Genomic DNA, 19053 nt, shown 5'->3' on the forward strand with positions numbered 1-19053 from the left:
ATAGAGGGCCCCGCGGGGAGCTGTGCGCGGCCAATTTTATATCGGCGCGTTAACATCGCCGGGGGCGGCCCCCCCCCCCGCGGGGGGGGCCCCGCGCCTCGACGCGTAAAGGACCAAACTTTGGATTCCTCCGGGGCTTCGCCCTGAAACCCCTATTCCTGTGAACGCAGGTACGCCAGCTGCGCTTCGACCGAGCTGTGGGCGGCCGGCCAGAGACGCTTGTCCACATCGGCGTAGACCTCGGCGACGATCTGCAGCGCTTTGGCCTTGGGGCCGAGCTTCTCCAGGGCGGCGCGGACCTGGTTCAGGCGCTCCTCGCGGTGGGCGATGTAGTAGCGGATCACCGGTTCGGCGTCGGCGTGGTCGGGACCGTGGGCCGGGAGCAGGGTGCGGCCGGGGGCGACCGCCACGAGCCGGTTCAGCGAGTCCAGATAGGCCGCCAGCGCGCCGTCCCAGGATTCCAGGACGGTCGTACCACTTCCGAGGACGGTGTCACCGGTGAGCAGCGCCTGCTCGCCGTCCGGGCCGTCGAGCAGGAAGCTGAGCGAGTCCTCGGTGTGCCCCGCGGTGGCGAGCACCGTGATGCGCAACCCGGCGACCTCGATGACCTCACCGTCGGTCAGGTGGGTGCCCACGCCGCGCAGGAACTCGGAATCCTTGGCGCGCACCGCGGTTCCGGTGGCCTTGACCAGATGGTCGATGCCGCCGGTGTGGTCGTGGTGCTTGTGGGTGATGAGGGTAAGGGCGATGTTCCCACCGGTCTCGCGAACCAGCGCCTCGGTGTGCGCGCGATCCTTCGGACCCGGGTCCACCACAACGTATTCCGTGGCGCCGGGAGCGCGCAGCAGCCAGGTGTTGGTGCCCTGCAATGTCATTCCGCTGGGATTGTCGGCCAGCACGACGGCGGCGGACGGAGTCACTTGCCGCAGTTGCTCGTACGCGGGGTGAGTGAGCGTCATTGTTTCGTCCTAATGCACCGAGCGTGATGCGTCCAGAGTTGAACGCATCACGCTTCCGACTGTGCCCCAAGCATTTCGGGGTCAACGCACCTCGGCGATGAGTTCCACCTCGACCGGGCTGTTCAGGGGCAGCTCGTTGACGCCGACCGCGGAACGGGCGTGCACCCCGGCCTCGCCGAGCACCGCGCCGAGCAGCTCGGACGCGCCGTTGATGACCAGCGGCTGGCTGTTGAAGCCGGACGCGGAGGCCACGAAACCGACGACCTTGACGATGCGCACGACATTGTCGAGGCCGACCAGATCGTGCACGACCGCAAGGGCGTTGAGAGCGGCCAGCTTGGCCATCTCCGCGCCCTGCTCGACGGTGACCTCGGCGCCGAGCTTGCCGGTCAGCGGCAGCTCGCCGTTCACGAACGGCAACTGCCCGGAGGTGTAGACGTAGTTGCCGGACCGGACGCCGGGCACGTACGCCGCGACCGGCTTCGGAGCCGACGGCAGTTCGAGCCCGAGCTCCTTCAGGTTCTCGGCCCAGGACATCAGCTCTTCGCCCGCTTCAGGTAGGCGACGTGCTGTTCACCGGTCGGTCCGGGCAGCACCGTGACGAGTTCCCAGCCGTCGGAACCCCACTGGTCGAGAATGGCCTTGGTGGCATGGGTCAACAGGGGCACCGTCGCGTACTCCCACACGGTCACATCACTCATGCGCTGAGACTAGCCCCGGCCGGCTTCCCCCAGTTCCCCAGGCCCGCCGACTACGCTGCGGGATCAGGAAATACGAGTTTCCAGAGTGGTGTATCAGACAGTTGCCGAGTCCTGTGGGCAGGAATTCGGGACGAGTTATAGGCTCGCGAGCGTGGGAGTACCGATAGCAGTGCCCGTTTCGGTTGAGCCGGGGGTCGAAGCAGGTTGGCCGGAGCGGGCGGACAAGGCCCGCCTGCACTACGTTTCCGGGAAGGGGGGCACCGGGAAGTCGACCGTCGCCGGGGCACTGGCACTCGCGCTGGCCGCCGGGGGACGCCGGGTGCTGCTGGTCGAGGTCGAGGGCAGACAGTCCATTGCCCAGTTGTTCGATCTCCCGCCCTTGCCGCCCACCGAGACTCGCATCGCCACCGCGGACGGCGGCGGCGAGGTGATGGCGCTGGCCCTCGATGTCGAGCACGCCTTCCTCGAGTACCTCGACATGTTCTACAACCTGGGCTTCGCCGGTCGCGCCATGCGCCGGGTGGGCGCCATCGAGTTCGTCACCACCATCGCGCCGGGTCTGCGCGACGTGATCCTCACCGGCAAGATCAAGGAATGCGCGGTGCGCGCCGACAAGTCCGGCAAGCCCGCCTACGACGAGATCGTCATCGACGCGCCCCCGACCGGCCGCATCGCCAGCTTCCTCGACGTCACCCAGGCCATGGCCGAGATCGCCGGCGGCGGTCCCATCGCCGCGCAGGCCGAGGGCGTGTCCAAGCTGCTGCACTCCGAGCAGACCATGATCCACCTGGTCACGCTGCTGGAGGCGTTGCCGGTGCAGGAAACCGCCGACGCCGTCGCCGAACTCACCGCCAACGACCTGAATATCGGGACGGTCATCGTGAATCGGGCGAGCGAGGGCTACCTGCCGCGCTCGGTGCGCGAACAGGCCGCGCAGGGCACGGTCGACATCGACGCCCTGCGAGCCGGACTGACCGAGGCCGGGATCAGCCTGTCCGAGACCGATTTCGAGGGCTTGGTCGCCGAGACCGTGGAGCATTCCGCGCGGCTGGCCGCCCAGGACGAGAGCGCCGCCGAACTGGCCCAGCTCGACATCTCGCGGCTGTACCTGCCGTCGCTGACCGACGGCATGGATCTGGGCGGGCTCTACGAGCTGGCCGAAGTCTTGAGCGCGCAGGGGGTTCGTTAGTCATGGTCGTTCCGGCAGGCACTGTGCCCCTGGACATTTCGAAGATCCTCGCGGATCCGTCGGCCCGCATCGTGGTGTGCTGCGGCTCCGGCGGCGTCGGCAAGACCACCACGGCCGCGGCCATCGCGCTGCGCGCCGCCGAGTCGGGCCGCAAGGTCGTGGTGCTCACCATCGATCCGGCGCGCCGGCTGGCCCAGTCGCTCGGCGTGAGCGATCTCGGAAACGCCCCGCAGAAGGTCGAACTCGGGCCCGACGCCAAGGGCGAGCTGTTCGCCATGATGCTGAACATGCGCCGCACCTTCGACGACATGGTGCTCGAGCACACCAGCCCGGACAAGGCCGAGCAGATCTTCGCCAACCCGATCTACCAGACCGTCGCGTCCTCCTTCGGTGGCACCCAGGAGTACATGGCGATGGAGAAGCTCGGGCAGCTGGCGTCCAAGCGCGAGTGGGACCTGATCGTGGTCGACACCCCGCCCTCCCGTAATGCCCTGGACTTCCTGGACGCGCCGAAGCGGCTGGGCAACTTCCTCAACGGCAAGATGATCCGGGTCATCATGGCCCCGGGCCGCGGGGTCGGGCGGTTCGTGGCGGGCGCCATGAGCCTGGCACTGCGCGGCGTCTCGACCATCGTCGGCGGTCAATTGCTCAAAGACGCCAGTGTCTTCTTGCAGTCACTGGAGTCCATGTTCGGCGGCTTCCAGGATCGCGCGGACCGCACCTACGCCATGCTGTCGCGGCCGGGCACCCACTTCCTGGTGGTGGCCGCGGCCGAGCCGGACGCGTTGCGCGAGGCGAGCTTCTTCGTCGATCGGCTCTCGACCGACCGGATGCCGCTGGCCGGCCTGGTACTGAACCGGACCCACCCGGTGCTGAGCGGCCTGTCCGCGGAGGAGGCGCAGGTCGCCGCGGATCGGCTCGCGCCGGAGACCGCGACCAACGGCGCGACGCCGGAACCCGAGGCGGATACCCCGGAGGCCCTGGCCGCCGCGGTACTGCGCATCCACGCCCACCGGGCCGCCACCGCCAAGCGGGAACAGCATCTGCTGCACCGCTTCACGGGCGCGCACCCGAGCGTCCCGATCGTCGCCGTCACCGCGCTGCCGTTCGAGGTCGCCGACCTGGAAGCACTGCGTGCGGTGGGTGATCAGCTGGTCGAGGCGGCCGTGAAGTCCGCCTGACCGCGTCAGGCAGTTCGGCCCTTTGGTTTGAAATGCCCGATCCGACCCCGGACACGGATCGAGCCCGCTTTCGCGGGCTCGATCCGTTCTGCTTATAGGGGGGATCTGGGTAAGGGATACTCGGTTACATCGCTACCTTCTGTGATCGCTGGACGCGGAAGAAGTCCGCCCAACTCGTCACCTCCGGATGCTGCTTGAGCAGCGCGCGGCGCTGCCGCTCGGTCATGCCGCCCCACACTCCGAACTCGACACGGTTGTCCAGGGCATCCGCCCCGCACTCCATCAGTACCGGGCAGTGCCGGCAGATGGTCGCCGCTTTGCGCTGCGCTGCGCCACGCACGAACAGCTGGTCGGGATCCACTTCCTTGCATCGGGCCTGGGAAACCCAGGCGATTCTCGCTTCGGCCTGCTCCACGTCCAATCGAGCGATCGGGGTAGTCATGTGCATTTGGTGTGCCCCTTTGCAGTCCGAACACCGGGTCACGGCGCTCCAGAATCGCGAGTGCAGCGCGCAGTTACCCAACCCCACTGCGTTCTGCACCACATTCCACTTTGAGTGTTAGCTCTATCACACTGGGTTCTCAATCTAGGTAAAGGTGTGCGGCCTGCGCAAGACCGTCCCGAGATTTTCTGGTACGTCCGTCCACGCATTCGTTGCACTGAACCGGGCAGTCCGTCTCTTTTAGGACGAATGAACACCCCGCCGGGCGAACACCGAGTGTCCGCGAGGCCAATTAGGCTAGGGCCCGTGCCGATCACACGAACGCTCTGGAGACTGGCAGGCGCGTGCGTCTTGGCCGCCGTGTTGCTCGCCGGTCTGCTGTTCCCGCTCGCCGGTGGCTTCGGGTTCATCTCCAACCGAGCAGCGGACGCCGTCGACAATGTCTCCGCCGAACTCGTCGAGGGCAATGTGCCCGCCGTCTCGACCATGGTGGATGCGAATGGAACACCGTTCGCCTGGCTGTACGAGCAGCGCCGCTTCGAGGTCCCCAGCGAGAAGATCTCCAATGACATGAAGCTGTCCCTGGTCTCGGTGGAGGACAAGCGCTTCGCGGACCACCACGGTGTGGACTGGCAGGGCACCTTCCGCGCCTTCCTGACCAACACGTCGGGCGGCCAGGTCTCACAGGGTGGCTCCACCATCGACCAGCAGTATGTGAAGAACTACCTGCTGCTCGTCGTGGCCAAGACCGACGCCGAACGCCGGGCCGCCACGGAGACCACCCCCGCCCGCAAGATCCGCGAGATCCGGATGGCGCTGACCCTGGACAAGCGGCTCACCAAGGACGAGATCCTCACCCGGTATCTCAACCTGGTGCCGTTCGGCAACGGCTCCTACGGCATCCAGGACGCCGCGCAGACCTACTTCGGCGTGGACGCCAAGGATCTGAACGTCGCGCAGTCGGCCATGCTCGCCGGCATGGTGCAGTCCAGCTCCAAGCTGAACCCGTACACCAACCCCACGGGCGTGCTGGAGCGCCGGAACACCGTGCTGGACACACTGATCCAGAACGTGCCCAATCGCGCCGACGAGTATCGCAAGGCCAAGGAATTGCCCCTCGGCGTGCTGCCCGAGCCCAAGGGCCTGCCGCGCGGCTGCATCGCGGCCAATGACCGCGGCTTCTTCTGCGACTACGCGATGCAGTACCTGAACAACGCCGGCATCAGCCGCGATCAGCTCGAGAAGGGCGGCTACCTGATCCACACCACGCTGGACCCGGCGGTCCAGGACCAGGTGCGCGACTCGCTGGCCGCCAACACCAACCCGAATCTGGACGACATCGCCGAGGTCATGAATATCGTGGCGCCCGGCCAGGATTCGCATCCGGTGCTGGCCATGGGCTCGAGCCGCGTCTACGGCCTGGACGCCAACGCGCATCAGACCGTGCAGCCGCAGCCGTACTCGATGGTCGGCGACGGCGCGGGCTCGATCTTCAAGATCTTCACCACGGCCGCGGCCATGGAGAAGGGCCTGGGCATCAATGCCACGCTGGATGTCCCGGCGTTCTTCTCGGCCAAGGGCATGGGTAATTCCGGGACGCCGGGCTGCCCGCCGGAGACCTACTGCGTGAAGAACGCGGGCAACTACGCGGGCTCGATGTCGGTGACGCAGGCGCTGGCGACCTCGCCGAACACGGCCTTCGTCAAGCTGATCCAGGCCGTCGGGGTGCAGCCGACCGTCGATATGGCGGTGCGCCTGGGCATGCGTTCCTACACCCAGCCCGGCACCTCCGGCCACGGCAACCAGAGCCTGGCCGACATGATCAAGGACCAGAACCTGGGCTCGTTCACCCTGGGCCCGGTGGCGATCAACCCCCTCGAACTGTCGAATGTGGCCGCCACGCTGGCCTCGAGCGGCAAGTGGTGCCCGCCCACCCCGATCAAGGAGGTGGTGGACCGCAACGGCAAGCAGGTGCCGCTGACCCAGCAGGCGTGTGAGCAGGTGGTGGATCCGGGCCTGGCCAACACCCTCGCCAACGCCCTGGGCCAGGACGTGGTGAGCGGTACCGGTGCCGGTTCGGCGCACTCGGTGGGCTGGAACGTCCCGACCTCGGCCAAGACGGGCACCACCGAGACCCACCGGTCCTCGGCCTTCCTGGCCTTCACCAACTCCTTCGCCGGGGCCAGCTACATCTACGGCGACAGCCCGACGCCGGGTGAGATCTGCTCGTTCCCGCTGCGCAGCTGCGGCAACGGAAACCTGTACGGCGGTAATGAACCCGCTAAGACCTATCTGGGCGCGATGAAGAACGTGCTCGACCGATTCCCGCCGGCGGCGCTGCCGCCGCTGGACGACAAGTACGTTCGCGGATCGAACAATTCGCAGATCCCGGATGTGATCGGCATGTCCCAGGCGGAGGCCACTTCCACCCTGGTCGGGGCGGGCTTCCAGGTGTCGGTGACGACGCAGCCGGGCGCGAACAAGGGGACGGTCATGAACGTCTCGCCGAACGGGTCGGCCATCCCGGGCTCGGTGATCACGCTCTACGTGAGCGACGGCAGTCAGATCCCGGCTCCCGCGCCGAACGCGCCGCCCACGGTGCCGGGCTTGCCGAGCATCCCGCTCCCGCAGCTGCCGCCGATCCCGATTCCCATCCCGATCCCGCGGTAGGCAATCGCGCAGTAGGCAATCGCGCAGTAGGCAAAGGAAAGGCCCGGAGTGATTCACTCACTCCGGGCCTTTCGTATTAATAAGACAGTGTCAGAGTCGCGCCTTCACCGCGGCGGAGATCCGCGACCCGTCCGCGCGCCCCGCGGCGAGCGCCGTCGCGGCCTTCATGACCTGACCCATCTGCTTCATCCCCGGCCGCTCCCCCAGCTGCTCGGCGACGTCGGCGATGGCGGTGTCGGCGATGTCGCCCACCTCGGCATCGGTGAGCGGGGTGGGCAGGTACTCGTCGATGATCGATTCCTCGGCGCGCTCGTTGGCGGCGAGTTCGCCACGCCCGGCCTGCTCGTAGACGACGGCGGCCTCATTGCGCTTCTTCGCCTCCTTCTGCAGGACGGCGATGATCTCCGCGTCGGAAAGCTCACGGGCCTCGGGTCCGGCGACTTCCGCGTTCTGAACGGCGGACAGCAGCATCCGCAGGGTGGCCAGCCGCAGCGTGTCCTTGCTCTTCATCGCGGTGGTCATGTCCGACCGCAGCTTGGATTTGAGTTCCGACATGAGCGACACGGTACGAGGGACTTCTATCGTGGTCCAGCTCATTTGACTCGATGTTTCTCCGCCGGGTCGCCTATTCTGGGCAAATGCCCGTCTTCTCGACCTCCGTCCTCAGCCGTGCCGCACTCGGAGCCGCCGGGGCCGCGGTCGCCGGAATCGGATACGCGACGCTCATCGAGCGCAATGCCTTCACGCTGCGTGAGGCGACGCTACCGGTGCTGGAACCGGGCAAGCCCTCCCTACGGGTGCTGCACATCAGCGACCTGCACATGATGCCCGGGCAGCAGCTGAAGCAGGCCTGGCTGCGGGAGCTGGACCGGCTGGAGCCGGATCTGGTGGTGAACACCGGGGACAACCTCTCGCACCAGAAGTCGGTGCCCGCCGTGGTGCAGTCGCTGGGCGGATTGCTCGCGCGTCCCGGCATCTTCGTGTTCGGCTCGAACGATTACTTCGCGCCGGTGCCGAAGAACCCGCTCAAGTACTTCAACAAGGACCACAAGCGGGTCTACGGCGATCCGCTGCCCTGGCAGGATCTGCGGGCCGCGTTCACCGAGCGGGGCTGGCTGGATCTGACGCATGTGCGCCGCGATATCGAGGTCGCCGGGGTGCGGATCTCGACCGCGGGCGTGGACGATCCACATCTGCAGCGGGACCGTTACGACACCGTGACGGGTGCGCCGAATCCGCTGGCGGACTTGAGCATCGGACTCACCCACTCGCCGGAGCCGCGGGTGCTGGACCGATTCGCGGCCGACGGCTACGACCTGGTGATGGCGGGCCACACCCACGGTGGGCAGCTGTGCCTGCCGGGCTTCGGCGCCTTGGTGACCAACTGCGGGATCGACCGCGCCCGGGTGAAGGGCGCCTCGCGCTGGGGTGCGCACACCCGGCTGCACGTGTCGGCGGGTCTGGGGACTTCGCCCTGGGCTCCGTACCGGTTCTGCTGCCGCCCCGAGGCGACGCTGCTGACGCTGGTCGGCGCGCCGCCGAAGAAGCCGGTCGCCGAGTCGGGGCGGGGCCGCACCGCGTCGTCGGAGGCTGTCGCGCGGTGAGCGCACGCCGCGATATACAGCGCGGTATGTAGTCGTCAGTCAGGGGGCAACCGTGACCAGTGGAAACGACCACAGCAACGAGCCCGGCCGTCCGGAACCCGATCCGGACTGGTGGCAGGGTGTGCCCGGACAGGATCAGACCTGGCAGCAGCCGCAACCGTCGCCGCAGCCGGGTTATGGTGCGCCGCAACCCGATCCGGGCTGGCAGCAGCCCGGCTACGGGCAGCCGCAGCCGACGACCCCGCTCACCGGCGGTCCGTACGGCCAGCCCTATCCGCCCGGTCCCGCCCAGTACCCGGCCCAGTACCCGCCGACCCAAGCGTTCGGCGCGCCGCCGGGCTACGGCCGGCAGCCCGGCTATGGCCAGCAGCCGCCCTATCCCCCACCGCCCGGTGGCGGCAACCGCCGGGTATGGCTGTTCGCCGGTGTCGGCGTGCTGGTGCTGGCGATCATCGCCGCGGTGGTGGTCGTGGCGCTGGTGCACCGGAACTCGAACGACGCCTCGGCGAAGTCGAACACCACGCCGTCGCTGATCAGCGCGCTCACCTCGACCGCGGCCAAGCCCAGCCAGTCGGGCCGGCCGACGACCGCCAGGACCACCGCTCCGAAGGCGACCAGCACGCCCGCCGCGGTGATCCCCGGGTACCAGGTGGTCACGATCCCGGACAACGGTGCGGCATACGACATTCCGCAGAGCTGGAAGGTGGACGGCACCGGGCAGAGCACCTTCGGCAGCGGCGCGGACAGCATTCCGGTGGCCGGGCTGGCGCAGGACGGCATCGAGTACTGCCCGAAGTACGTGCGCACCAACATCTTTCTGACCCAGTCCGACGAGACGGATCCGACGCGGGCGGCGGCCGACATCGGCACCCGGATGGGCCGCATCGGCTGGTCCACGTCGACGGGTGCGACGCCCGGCGCGGCGGAGTCCTTCCAGTCCTCGGACGGGCAGCTGCAGGGCATCTACATGGAGACCAAGGGCGCTGCCCCGGCTCCGGCGGCGGGCTGTGCCTCGACGTATTCGGTCTACACCTTCGCCTTCCCCGGCGACAGCGGCGCTTTCGTGTTCACTATCGCCGCGGACACCGGGGTGGACCAGTCCGTGGACGCGACCTCGGCGAAGAAGATTCTCGCCAGTATCCGACCGATCCAGTAGGCGGCACGACTCGTCACAGGGGGTCCGACGATGAGCGGTGAAACCGACGGCCAGGACATCGATCCGGAGAAGACGACGTCCGGCGGGGACTGGTGGCAGGGGCCGGTGCACGAACGGCCCAAGCCCAGCCCACCGAACCCATCTCCCCATCCGAGCCCGAATTCCCAAGCCTCCGGGTCCAATCCGATCCCGGGGCCCGGTCCGGCCTCGGGTCCTGGACCGTGGCCGGGCCCGAGCCCGTACCAGTCGGGGCCTAATCCCTACCAGTCCTCGCCCTATCGGTCCGGGCCGAATCCCGTTCCGCCGAGCGCGAATTCGTACAGCACGGGCGCGTCGCCCTTCGCCGCCGGGCAACCGGGCGGCTTCGGGCCCCCGCCGGGCGGCAATCGCGGGCGGGTGTGGCTGCTGGCGGGCGTGGGCGCGCTCGTGGTGGCGATCGCGGCCGTCGTGGCGATCGTGATCGTGATGCACGATTCCGGCAAAGGCCCTGCCCCGACCGCCGCGAAGCCCACCCCGATCACCAGTGCGCCCGCCACCACGCCGCGCACCACCACGACCCCGCCGTCCACCTTGACTCCCCAGATTCCCGGCTATCAGGTCGACGTGCCCAAGGACCTGAAGGCCGCGTGGGACATCCCCAGCGACTGGAAGACCGATCTGACCGCTACCACCTACGGGAACGGCACCGACAGCATGCCCGCGGCGGGCTTCGCGGAGGAGGGTTCGGACTACTGCCCGGGCAATGTGCGGACCACCATGTTCCTGTCCACCTCGGATATCTCCGACGCGACGGCGGCTGCCACCGATGTGGGTGCGCACGCCGCCCGCATCGGCTACACCACCAAGACCTCGCTCACCGCGGGCGCCGCGCAACCCCTCGACACCAGCGACGGCCAGTTGCACGGCACCTTCCTGGAGACCAGCGGCGCCTTCACCGCTCCCGCGGGATGCGCCACCGGCTATTCGGTCTACACCTTCGCCCTCAGCGTGGGCGCCGGCAAGGGTTCGCTGGTGCTGGTGATCCTCGCCGACACGGGCGTGGATCGCTCGGTCACGGCCGATTTCGCGCGTAAGCTGTTCGCCACTTTTCGCCTGCTTTAGAGCACCTGACCAGCCGATTTAACGTCTGGACGACGGGTGCGCTAAGCTACTGCAGGTTCGCTTCACGGGGTGTGGCGCAGCTTGGTAGCGCGCTTCGTTCGGGACGAAGAGGTCGCAGGTTCAAATCCTGTCACCCCGACTGTGTGGTTGAGACACAACTCGGCCCCCGGCTCTTTCGAGAGCCGGGGGTTTTGTGTTTTTCAGGGACCGGCGTGCGTTTCGGGGACCCAGTGTGATTTCGGGGTTGGTTTTCAGTCGTCAGCCCGCGACCGGACGAAGGCGGGTGCCGCCCAGGCGGTCCGCGTGGTCGGTGAGGATGGTGCGCAGGGCGGCGGCGGATGTCGCGTCCACCGGCGTGAGGACCGTGATGCTGTGGTCGGCCCCGTCGGGGCTGGTGAGGTTGTCGTAGCAGACCGTCAGGTCGCCCGCGTCGGGATGCCGGATGCGTTTGGTGCCGTGGCTGCGGTCCTGCACCGCATGGTCGTCCCACCAGGTGGCGAATTCGGGGCTGTCCGTGCGCAATTCGCCGATCACCTCGCGCAGGCGCGGGTCGTCGGGGTGGCGGGCCAGGTTGCGGCGCAGGTTGCCGACGGTCTCGCGGGCCACCCTGTCCCAGTCCAGCTGGGTGGCGCGGGTGGCGGGGTCGAGCAGGGTCAGGCGGGCGACATTGATGCCGGGTTCGAAGCCTGGGCCGAACAGGGCCGACGCGGCGGTGTTGCGGGCGAGCACGTCGAGGCGGAAGTCGGACAGGTAGGCCGGGAGCGCGGGCAGGCCGTCGAGGATGGCGCGCAGTGACTCCGGCGGGTCGGCCGGTCGGCGGCGGGTGGGCGGCTGGGCGCCGCGGGCGATGAGGTGCAGGTGCGCGCGCTCGGCGTCGGTGAGCCGCAGGGCGTCGGCGAGGGCGTCGAGGATGGCGGCGCCGGGGGTGCCGACGCGGCCCTGTTCGAGGCGGATGTACCAGTCGACGCTGACCGCCGCGAGCTGCGCCACCTCCTGCCGTCGCAGGCCCGGAGTGCGCCGCTGCCCGACGTTCGGCAGCCCCGCCTGTTCGGGGGCCAGCCGTTCCCGCATGGCCCGCAGGAAGGCGCCCAGCTCCCTTCCCGATGTCGTAGTGTCCACGCTCGCACTCCTTCTCGCCGGAGCACCGGCACCGCCCCGGCTCCCGGCCCTCAGCCTAGGGTGCGGCCGGGTGGCACGCGGGATACCAGGGTGCGGACGATCTCCCTGGCGATACCGGATTCCGAGAGTCTCTTCTCGTCAGTCGAGCAACGAGGAGAACCGCCATGAATCGCACCGCACGCATCGTTTCCGCGACCTTCGCCGTGGCGGCCCTGCTGTCCGCCGCCGCCTGCGGCAGCGACCGGGATCCGTCCGCCCCGGCCCCGCGCCCGAATCCGGCTCCGTCCGTTCAGGTTCGGGCCGTGGTCCCGGCGTCGGCCGCCCCGTTCACCGTCACCACCGGCGACGCCACGGCCGACCGTGCCTTCCCGGCCGACTTCTACGCGGGCGCCTTCGGTTGCACGGCCGCCAATCACGCTCCGCGCCTGCACTGGTCCGGCGCTCCGGCCGGAGCGAAGAGCTTCGCGGTCACCATGTTCGACCCGGACGCGCCGACCGGCGCGGGCTTCTGGCATTGGATGAACTGGGACATCCCCGCCGCCGCAACCGATTTCACCGCGGGCGCCGCGGGTGTGGCGGGCGCCAACGACGCCGGTGTCCCCGGCTACCTGGGTCCGTGCCCGCCCGCCGGCGACCGGCCGCACACCTACCAGATCTCCGTGCTGGCCCTGGACACCCCGACGCTGGACCTGCCCGCGGCGACCACCCCGGCGGTCGCGTCCTTCTCGATGGGTTCGCACATCATCGGAGTGGCCCGGCTGTCGCTGACCGCGCAGCGACCCTGACCCGAACGCACGCCGGGTCCCGGCCACCCGGCCGGGACCCGGTGCGGTGGAACGGCTTTCAGCCCAGGTGCAGGCGCCGCATGAGGCGCAGCGTGACCAGGGTGGACTTGAGCTGCTTCTCGTAGGGCATGTTGGCGCGGGCGGCCATGATCTGCTTCTTCTGCACGCCGACATTGATGGTGTCGGTGTACTTGAGAATGCCGGCCGCGCCGTGACGGGTGCCGACGCCGGACTGCTTCACGCCGCCCGACGGGGTCCCCTTGGCCGCGTAGCTGGTGACGAAGCCGTCGTTGATATTGATGGCGCCGGCTTCGACGCGCTCGGCGAGTTTCGTTGCGCGGTCGATGTTTCCGGTCCAGATGCTGGCGTTGAGGCCGTACGCGGTGTCGTTCGCGAGCGCGACGGCCTCGTCCTCGGTGCTGTACTTGTAGATGCTGACCACGGGGCCGAAGGTCTCCATGGTGGCGTGGGCCATGTCCTTGGTGACGCCGGTGAGGACGGTCGGCTCGAAGAAGGCGGGGCCGATGTCGGGGCGGGGGTTGCCGCCGGTGACGACGGTCGCGCCCTTCTCCCGGGCCTCGTCGACGTGGGAGGCGACGCGCTTCATGTGGTCCACCGAGACCAGCGAGCCCATCTCGGGATCGAAGTCGTAGCTGGCGCCCATCTTGCCGGCGAGGTCCTCGGCGGCGGCCACGAAGCGGCGCAGGTACTCGTCGTAGATGCGCTCGTGGACGTAGATGCGCTCGATGTGCATGCACGCCTGACCGGTGTTGCCGAAGACGGCGAACACGGCCGAGGGGATGGCCTCGTCGAGGTTGACGTCGTCGAGCACGATCATCGGGTTCTTGCCGCCGAGTTCCAGGCTGCAGCCGATGAGGTTGCGTCCGGCCTGCTCACCGATGGTGCGGCCGGTGGCGGTGGAGCCGGTGAACATGACGAACTCGACATTGTCGATGAGGGTGGGCCCGACGTCGGGGCCGCCGCCGCAGACCACCTGGATGAGCCCGCGCGGCAGGCCCGCCTTCTGCAGCAGTTCGATGCCGTACAGGGTGCACAGCGCGGTCTTGTTGTCCGGCTTCATGATCACGCCGTTGCCGGCCATGAGCGCCGGGGTGGAGTCGGACATGGAGATGGCGAACGGGAAGTTCCAGGGCGCGATGACCGCGACCACGCCCTTGGGCCGGTGCTCCTCGGTGGAGGAGGTGATGACCGGCATCGGGCCGCTGCGCTTCTTGGGCTTGAGGGTCTTCTCGGCGGTCTTCAGGTAGTGGGCGATGACCATCGGCGTATCGCACGCCTCCTCGATGGCCATCCGCCGCGCCTTGCCGCAGCCGATCTGGATCAGGTCCGCGATGGTCTCGATCTCGGAGAGAATCAGCTCGTGCGCACGCTCGAATACGGCGAGGCGGTCCTTGAGCGGCCGGGCGGCCCATTCCTTCTGGGCGGCGCGGGAGATCTCGACGGCGGCCTCGACGTCCTCGGGCGAGGACTGCGGCAGGTAGCCGACGACGTCGCCGGTGTAGACCTCGACCATCTCGAAGGGCTCGCGGGCCTCGCCGGCCTGGCCCGCCGTCACCATCGCGGTCAGCCGGTTGATGAGGGATTCCGTGACGCGCGGCGGAAGCTTCGCCTTGCTCGTTGTGCTCATGGGACTCTCTCCACTACTTGCCGCCCGTGACGGCGGTCACCATGATCCAAACTAGAACACGTTATTGTTCAGGACAACGGCGCGGGGTAGTTTCGTGCCGGAATCTTGGTTCGCCCATGTGGAAAGAAGGGTCGGCGATGACCACAGCGACTGCTGAAACACCTAGCAACACCGAACCGCACGCTCTGGTCGAGAAGCGCGGCGCGACCCTGATCGTCACCATGAACCGCCCCAAGTCCAAGAACGCCCTCACCGGCGAGATGCTGGCGATCATGACCGAGGCGTGGGACACCGTCGACAACGATCCGGAGATCCGCTCCTGCATCCTCACCGGTGCCGGCGGCGCGTTCTGCGCGGGCGCGGACCTGAAGGCCATGAACAAGCGCAGCCCGGACGACGGCATGAAGGAGGGCAGCGCGTTCGACCCGTCCCGCATGCCGGGTCTGCTCAAGGGCCGTCGCCTGACCAAGCCGCTGATCGCGGCGGTGGAGGGCGCGGCCATCGCGGGCGGCACCGAGATCCTGCAGGGCACCGATATCCGCATCGCCGGTGAGAGCGCCAAATTCGGTGTCTCCGAGGCGAAGTGGAGCCTGTTCCCGATGGGCGGCTCGGCGGTGCGGCTGCCGCGCCAGATCCCCTACACCGTTGCGGCGGAACTGCTGCTGACCGGTCGCCACATCACCGCGGCCGAGGCGCTGAACTTCGGCCTCATCGGCCACGTGGTGCCGGACGGGACCGCGCTGGACAAGGCCCTCGAAATCGCCGAGCTGATCAACAACAACGGCCCGCTGGCCGTGCAGGCGATCCTGAAGGTCATCCGCGACACCGAGGGCATGCACGAGGAAGAGGCGTTCAAGATCGACGCCAAGGTCGGCTTGCCGGTCTTCCGCAGCAACGACGCGAAGGAGGGCCCGCGCGCCTTCGCCGAGAAGCGCAAGCCGAATTTCCAGGGCAACTAGGAATTCCGGGGACTATCCCCCGGAGCTGAGGTGGCGACGGACCTCTCACATCGCCACCTCACCGTCAGCGAGCGGCCAGCTCCTCGCCGAGGAAGCCGCCGGACTGGTGCCGCCACAGCTGCGCGTACGTACCCTCGCCGCGCAGCAGCTCCTCGTGGCTGCCCTGTTCGACGATCCGCCCGCGATCGAGCACGATCAGCCGGTCCATCCCGGCCACCGTGCTCAGCCGGTGCGCGACCACCAGCGCCGTACGCCCTTCCATCAACTCCCAGAGCGCTTGCTGCACAAGGATTTCGCTCTCGGAGTCGAGGGCGCTGGTGGCCTCGTCCAGCAGCAGGATCGGGGCGTCGCGCAGGATGGCCCGGGCGAGCGCGACCCGCTGGCGTTGCCCGCCGGAGAGTTTCACGCCGCGCTCGCCGATGAGCGTCTCCATCCCCTCGGGCAGCCCGTCGGCGAATTCGGTGACGTGCGCGGCCTTGGCGGCGCGCCGCACCTCGTCGTCGGTGGCCCCGGGCCGGGCGAAGCGAATGTTGTCGCTCAGCGACCGGTGGAACATGGCCGGGTCCTGCGGCACGTAGGACAGCAGGCTGCGCAGATCACGCTGCCGCAGGCGCGAAATATCCTGTCCGCCGATGCGGATGACACCGCCGTCGACGTCCATCATGCGCAGCAGCAGCTGGGTGAGCGTGCTCTTGCCGCCGCCCGACCGGCCGACCAGGCCGATGCGCGCGCCACTGGCCACTTCCAGATCCAGCCCGCGGAACAGGGGCGGCGCGCCCGCGTGGGCGAAGTCCACCCGCTCGAACCGGATGCCGGAGCCCTTGGGGCACAGCGGTTCCGGCTCGCTCGTGTCGAGCACCGTCGGCGATTCCAGCAGCAGTTCGGTGAACTGCGCGGCCTCGGTGGTGGAGCTCTCCAGTCGCCGGTAGATCTGGTTGAACCGGAACATGATGCCGGTGGCGTTCCAGTAGTAGGTGAAGGCCACCATGATCACCTCGACCGAGGCGTGCCCACCGCCGATGCCCAGCGCGATCAGCAATCCGGAGACGTTCACGATCACCATCAGCGGCGTGACCGCGGTGTCGATGTAGAGGTTGTTGTAGTCCCAGGACCGCAACGACTTTCGCCGCTGTACCGCCACCCGCCGCCGATGCTCGTCGATCTCCTGCGGTTCGGCCGCGAAGGCCCGCACCGCCTGCATGTTCGACAGGGTGTCGGAGACGTGGCCCGATACCCGCGCGATGGCGGCCTCGCGATCGTCGACCAGGTGCTGGCGCCGCCGGATCAGCGGGGCGACCACGACGCCGCTCACCGTGATCAGGCCGAGCAGCACGATGACCAGCATCGGGTCGTAGCGCCACAGCACCACCGAGGCGAAGCTCAGCGGCACCAGGGCGGCGACGATCTCGAAGGCGAAGGTATCGGCGAACTCCTCGAACCGGGTCGCGAAGCTCAGGGCGCGCTTGGTCAGCGAGCCCGCGAAGTTGTTGTGGAAGAACGCCGAATCCTTGGCCAGCAGTTCGTCCATGGCGGTGTTGTAGAGACTCTCGATGCCATAGGCGTCGAGACGGTTGAGACAGTGGATCCCCAACCGCCAGAAGACTTCCGCGATGAACAGCAGCGTGCCGAACCCGATCACGTACGGCGCGAGTGTGCCGAACGAGGAGTCACCGGTGGCGGCCACCTTGCCCACGACCACCGCGACCAGCAGCGGCGCGATGTAGAGCTGGCAGATATTGCCGAGGGCGGGCCCCAGCATGGCCGGAATCGTGATTGCCTTGCGCCGGGCCATTTCCCGGCCGTAGTAGCGCAGAACCAGCCTGATAGCGGATGTGCGCGAACTCATCCATCCCCTCTCGAACAGGTGCTTCGAGCAGTGCAGACAGCCCAGAGTGCCTGGTGGGGAGAGAGTGCGCCACCGAATTATTGCTGCACGGTAGCTGGCTTCCGGCTCCGGCCGAACGGATTTCAGCGCTGGGCAGCCTCAGGGCCGGCTGCCCAGCGCTGGGAGCGGATGCCGATCGGAGCACGTGCCGGCATCCACGTTCGGGGGGATTACTCGGTGGGGTGCACCGTGCGCCGGACGATGGCCCGCGCCAGGCCGGGCAGCAGCCTCCGCATGAGATACGCCGGTCGCGCCTGTCCGGGGAAGACGAACAGCGGCGACTTCGGTTTGGCCAGTGCCTTTTCCAGCGCGTCGACAATGCTCTCGGGCGTGGCGCCGCCGGCGTTGCCGAGCACGCTGGCGTTCTCCTTGCGGACCGCGTCCAGGAACGGGGTCTCCACCATGGGCGGGCAGAGCACGAGCAGCCGCACGCCGGTGTGGTGCAGTTCGTAGGAGAGGCTGTCGGCGAAGCCGACCACCGCGTGCTTGGAGGCCGTGTACCCGGCCATGCCGGGTGAGGGCAGCCAGCCCGCGAGCGAAGCGAACAGCACCACGGTGCCGGCGCCGGCCTGCTTCATGGCGGGGATGACGGCCTGGCAGAGGTTGACGGTGCCGATGTAGTTGATGTCCATCATCTTCCGGATCTGGGCCACGTCGTGGTCCAGTACGGAGGCGTGCACGTGCGCCATGCCGGCCGCGTGCACCAGGCGGTCGATGGTGCCCAGTTCCGCGCGCACCTTGTCGACGACGGCGCGGACCTGCGCGGAATCCGACACGTCACACGCGTAGGTGTGGGTGTTGGGCGAGCGCGCGGCCATGGTGGCCAGGCCGTCGGCGTTCAGGTCGACCGCGGCCACCTGCCAGCCCGCGGCGGCGAGTCGCTGCGCGACGATGCGTCCCATGCCGCTGGCCGCTCCGGTGACGAGTGCCGTCCGGCTCATCGGACCTCCCGGGTCTGCAATACCGTCGCGGCGTCCTCGAAGGTCATGCGGAGTGCGCCGATCCGGCTGGAGAACAGTGCGCGCGCCGGGAGCCCCAGCGCGCGCAATTGCTGGGAGACCGGATGGTCTCCGAGTTCGATCCGCGCACCGCCCGGCCGTCCCCGGACCTGGGCCGGATTCATGACCCACGGTGTGCGCCGCAGGATTCCGTTGCGAGCGGTGTAGGCGTCGATGGATGCCCCGCCCGCGCCACCGGGCATGCGGAAGCCGTCGGCGACCCGCAGCGCGAGCACGAACTGCCCGTCGACGCGGACCTCGCAGCGGTGCCCGCGCCCGTCCGGCGTGATGTCGATATCGGCCATGAGCTTCGGGAAGCCCCAGATGGATTGCCCCGCTTCACAGGTGAAGCTCTGGTTGACCGGCAGCCAGTGGATGTACGCCCCGGTGCTGTTCTTACGTCCCGGCTGTCTGGCCATGAGCGAGAAGGCGAATTCGTGGTACGGCCCGAGGTCCCCGTCGAGGTAGCGGACGAAGGCCAGGGAGAGCACGGCCCTTCCGGGCAGCGTCGTGATCGGCTCCAGCCCGGTGCCGGTGAGCAGGTCGCGGGCCGCGGCCGCGTCGACGAGGAACAGCGCCGAGCAGGCGTCGGCGTGCCGGATCTGCACCGGCATGCGGACCTGTTCGCCGAGTACGGTATGCGCCTCCATGCCAGA

At 68.5% G+C, this 19053-nt stretch carries 18 protein-coding genes and 1 tRNA gene; 9 read left to right on the plus strand and 10 right to left on the minus strand.

The window, feature by feature from the left end:
- Nucleotides 1–152 precede the first annotated feature (152 nt).
- From ACFXKA_RS28890 to ACFXKA_RS28900, 3 genes are all read right to left on the minus strand, one after another.
- Nucleotides 153–959, minus strand: a complete 807-nt coding sequence (locus ACFXKA_RS28890; RefSeq protein WP_379429695.1) for an MBL fold metallo-hydrolase — start codon at nt 957–959, stop codon at nt 153–155.
- Nucleotides 960–1040: 81 nt separating this feature from the next.
- Complete coding sequence (locus ACFXKA_RS28895) at nt 1041–1496, minus strand: RidA family protein (RefSeq protein ID WP_379429696.1); 456 nt, start codon at nt 1494–1496, stop codon at nt 1041–1043.
- Nucleotides 1496–1660 carry a DUF4177 domain-containing protein gene (locus ACFXKA_RS28900; RefSeq protein WP_085996654.1) on the minus strand — a complete coding sequence of 55 codons (165 nt, stop codon included), beginning with the start codon at nt 1658–1660 and terminating at the stop codon, nt 1496–1498. The genes ACFXKA_RS28895 and ACFXKA_RS28900 overlap by 1 nt, the downstream gene beginning before the upstream one ends.
- A 169-nt stretch (nt 1661–1829) precedes the next feature.
- Here ACFXKA_RS28900 and ACFXKA_RS28905 point away from each other — a divergent pair, with 169 nt between their 5' ends.
- Together ACFXKA_RS28905 and ACFXKA_RS28910 are read left to right on the plus strand one after the other, a co-directional pair.
- The gene (locus ACFXKA_RS28905; RefSeq protein WP_364621551.1) at nt 1830–2849 is read left to right on the plus strand and encodes an ArsA-related P-loop ATPase; all 1020 of its coding nucleotides are present in this window, start codon (nt 1830–1832) and stop codon (nt 2847–2849) included.
- A gap of 2 nt (nt 2850–2851) precedes the next feature.
- Entirely contained in the window at nt 2852–4030 is a 1179-nt protein-coding gene (locus tag ACFXKA_RS28910; protein ID WP_379429697.1) for an ArsA family ATPase, read from the plus strand.
- 124 nt (nt 4031–4154) lie between these two features.
- Here the strand turns inward: ACFXKA_RS28910 and ACFXKA_RS28915 are convergent, their stop codons facing one another.
- The gene (locus ACFXKA_RS28915; protein WP_033089817.1) at nt 4155–4478 is read right to left on the minus strand and encodes a WhiB family transcriptional regulator; all 324 of its coding nucleotides are present in this window, start codon (nt 4476–4478) and stop codon (nt 4155–4157) included.
- Between the two features lie 300 nt (nt 4479–4778).
- On the opposite strand from ACFXKA_RS28915, the gene ACFXKA_RS28920 reads away from it, so the two are divergent.
- Entirely contained in the window at nt 4779–7142 is a 2364-nt protein-coding gene (locus tag ACFXKA_RS28920; RefSeq protein WP_379429698.1) for a penicillin-binding protein, read from the plus strand.
- 90 nt (nt 7143–7232) lie between these two features.
- On the opposite strand, the gene ACFXKA_RS28925 is transcribed toward ACFXKA_RS28920, so the two are convergent.
- A complete protein-coding gene (locus ACFXKA_RS28925) occupies nt 7233–7697 on the minus strand; it encodes a GatB/YqeY domain-containing protein (protein ID WP_379429699.1) in 465 nt (154 codons plus the stop codon).
- An 83-nt stretch (nt 7698–7780) separates the two neighbouring features.
- Here ACFXKA_RS28925 and ACFXKA_RS28930 point away from each other — a divergent pair, with 83 nt between their 5' ends.
- The 4 genes from ACFXKA_RS28930 to ACFXKA_RS28945 all read left to right on the plus strand — a co-directional run bounded on the left by ACFXKA_RS28930 (nt 7781) and on the right by ACFXKA_RS28945 (nt 11142).
- Nucleotides 7781–8746: a metallophosphoesterase gene (locus tag ACFXKA_RS28930; RefSeq protein WP_354839040.1), complete on the plus strand. Its 966-nt coding sequence runs from the start codon at nt 7781–7783 to the stop codon at nt 8744–8746.
- Nucleotides 8747–8798: 52 nt separating this feature from the next.
- Nucleotides 8799–9902: a hypothetical protein gene (locus ACFXKA_RS28935; RefSeq protein WP_379429700.1), complete on the plus strand. Its 1104-nt coding sequence runs from the start codon at nt 8799–8801 to the stop codon at nt 9900–9902.
- Between the two features lie 30 nt (nt 9903–9932).
- Nucleotides 9933–11003, plus strand: coding sequence for a hypothetical protein (locus ACFXKA_RS28940; RefSeq protein WP_379429701.1), 1071 nt, complete (start codon nt 9933–9935; stop codon nt 11001–11003).
- Between the two features lie 65 nt (nt 11004–11068).
- A tRNA-Pro gene (locus ACFXKA_RS28945) sits at nt 11069–11142 on the plus strand.
- 119 nt (nt 11143–11261) lie between these two features.
- Here the strand turns inward: ACFXKA_RS28945 and ACFXKA_RS28950 are convergent.
- Entirely contained in the window at nt 11262–12122 is an 861-nt protein-coding gene (locus ACFXKA_RS28950) for a helix-turn-helix transcriptional regulator (RefSeq protein WP_354839031.1), read from the minus strand.
- A gap of 164 nt (nt 12123–12286) precedes the next feature.
- Between ACFXKA_RS28950 and ACFXKA_RS28955 the strand changes: the two genes are divergently transcribed.
- Nucleotides 12287–12907: a YbhB/YbcL family Raf kinase inhibitor-like protein gene (locus ACFXKA_RS28955; protein WP_379429702.1), complete on the plus strand. Its 621-nt coding sequence runs from the start codon at nt 12287–12289 to the stop codon at nt 12905–12907.
- Between the two features lie 58 nt (nt 12908–12965).
- On the opposite strand, the gene ACFXKA_RS28960 is transcribed toward ACFXKA_RS28955, so the two are convergent.
- Nucleotides 12966–14555 (minus strand): succinic semialdehyde dehydrogenase, encoded by a 1590-nt coding sequence (locus ACFXKA_RS28960; RefSeq protein ID WP_379429703.1) that lies wholly within the window; start codon nt 14553–14555, stop codon nt 12966–12968.
- A 137-nt stretch (nt 14556–14692) separates the two neighbouring features.
- Here ACFXKA_RS28960 and ACFXKA_RS28965 point away from each other — a divergent pair, with 137 nt between their 5' ends.
- Nucleotides 14693–15514, plus strand: a complete 822-nt coding sequence (locus ACFXKA_RS28965; RefSeq protein ID WP_379429704.1) for a crotonase/enoyl-CoA hydratase family protein — start codon at nt 14693–14695, stop codon at nt 15512–15514.
- A gap of 64 nt (nt 15515–15578) precedes the next feature.
- Here the strand turns inward: ACFXKA_RS28965 and ACFXKA_RS28970 are convergent, their stop codons facing one another.
- The 3 genes from ACFXKA_RS28970 to ACFXKA_RS28980 form a co-directional block, all read right to left on the minus strand.
- On the minus strand, nt 15579–17360 hold the full coding sequence (locus tag ACFXKA_RS28970) for an ABC transporter ATP-binding protein (protein WP_379429705.1): 1782 nt from the start codon (nt 17358–17360) through the stop codon (nt 15579–15581).
- Nucleotides 17361–17569: 209 nt separating this feature from the next.
- Nucleotides 17570–18340 carry an SDR family NAD(P)-dependent oxidoreductase gene (locus tag ACFXKA_RS28975; RefSeq protein ID WP_379429706.1) on the minus strand — a complete coding sequence of 257 codons (771 nt, stop codon included), beginning with the start codon at nt 18338–18340 and terminating at the stop codon, nt 17570–17572.
- The gene (locus ACFXKA_RS28980) at nt 18337–19047 is read right to left on the minus strand and encodes an acetoacetate decarboxylase family protein (protein ID WP_379429707.1); all 711 of its coding nucleotides are present in this window, start codon (nt 19045–19047) and stop codon (nt 18337–18339) included. Before ACFXKA_RS28980 ends, ACFXKA_RS28975 begins: the two co-directional genes overlap by 4 nt.
- Nucleotides 19048–19053: the final 6 nt, after the last annotated feature.

The sequence above is a fragment of the Nocardia sp. NPDC059228 genome (assembly GCF_042754245.1).
Classification (GTDB): domain Bacteria; phylum Actinomycetota; class Actinomycetes; order Mycobacteriales; family Mycobacteriaceae; genus Nocardia.

Coding starts and splice junctions, on each gene's coding strand:
- ACFXKA_RS28940 (WP_379429701.1), top strand. CDS start 9,933: ATGAGCGGTGAAACCGACGGCCAGGACATCGATCCGGAGAAGACGACG.
- ACFXKA_RS28900 (WP_085996654.1), bottom strand. CDS start 1,660: ATGAGTGATGTGACCGTGTGGGAGTACGCGACGGTGCCCCTGTTGACC.
- ACFXKA_RS28930 (WP_354839040.1), top strand. CDS start 7,781: ATGCCCGTCTTCTCGACCTCCGTCCTCAGCCGTGCCGCACTCGGAGCC.
- ACFXKA_RS28925 (WP_379429699.1), bottom strand. CDS start 7,697: ATGTCGGAACTCAAATCCAAGCTGCGGTCGGACATGACCACCGCGATG.
- ACFXKA_RS28960 (WP_379429703.1), bottom strand. CDS start 14,555: ATGAGCACAACGAGCAAGGCGAAGCTTCCGCCGCGCGTCACGGAATCC.
- ACFXKA_RS28890 (WP_379429695.1), bottom strand. CDS start 959: ATGACGCTCACTCACCCCGCGTACGAGCAACTGCGGCAAGTGACTCCG.
- ACFXKA_RS28975 (WP_379429706.1), bottom strand. CDS start 18,340: ATGAGCCGGACGGCACTCGTCACCGGAGCGGCCAGCGGCATGGGACGC.
- ACFXKA_RS28910 (WP_379429697.1), top strand. CDS start 2,852: ATGGTCGTTCCGGCAGGCACTGTGCCCCTGGACATTTCGAAGATCCTC.
- ACFXKA_RS28915 (WP_033089817.1), bottom strand. CDS start 4,478: ATGCACATGACTACCCCGATCGCTCGATTGGACGTGGAGCAGGCCGAA.
- ACFXKA_RS28895 (WP_379429696.1), bottom strand. CDS start 1,496: ATGTCCTGGGCCGAGAACCTGAAGGAGCTCGGGCTCGAACTGCCGTCG.
- ACFXKA_RS28980 (WP_379429707.1), bottom strand. CDS start 19,047: ATGGAGGCGCATACCGTACTCGGCGAACAGGTCCGCATGCCGGTGCAG.
- ACFXKA_RS28955 (WP_379429702.1), top strand. CDS start 12,287: ATGAATCGCACCGCACGCATCGTTTCCGCGACCTTCGCCGTGGCGGCC.
- ACFXKA_RS28965 (WP_379429704.1), top strand. CDS start 14,693: ATGACCACAGCGACTGCTGAAACACCTAGCAACACCGAACCGCACGCT.
- ACFXKA_RS28970 (WP_379429705.1), bottom strand. CDS start 17,360: ATGAGTTCGCGCACATCCGCTATCAGGCTGGTTCTGCGCTACTACGGC.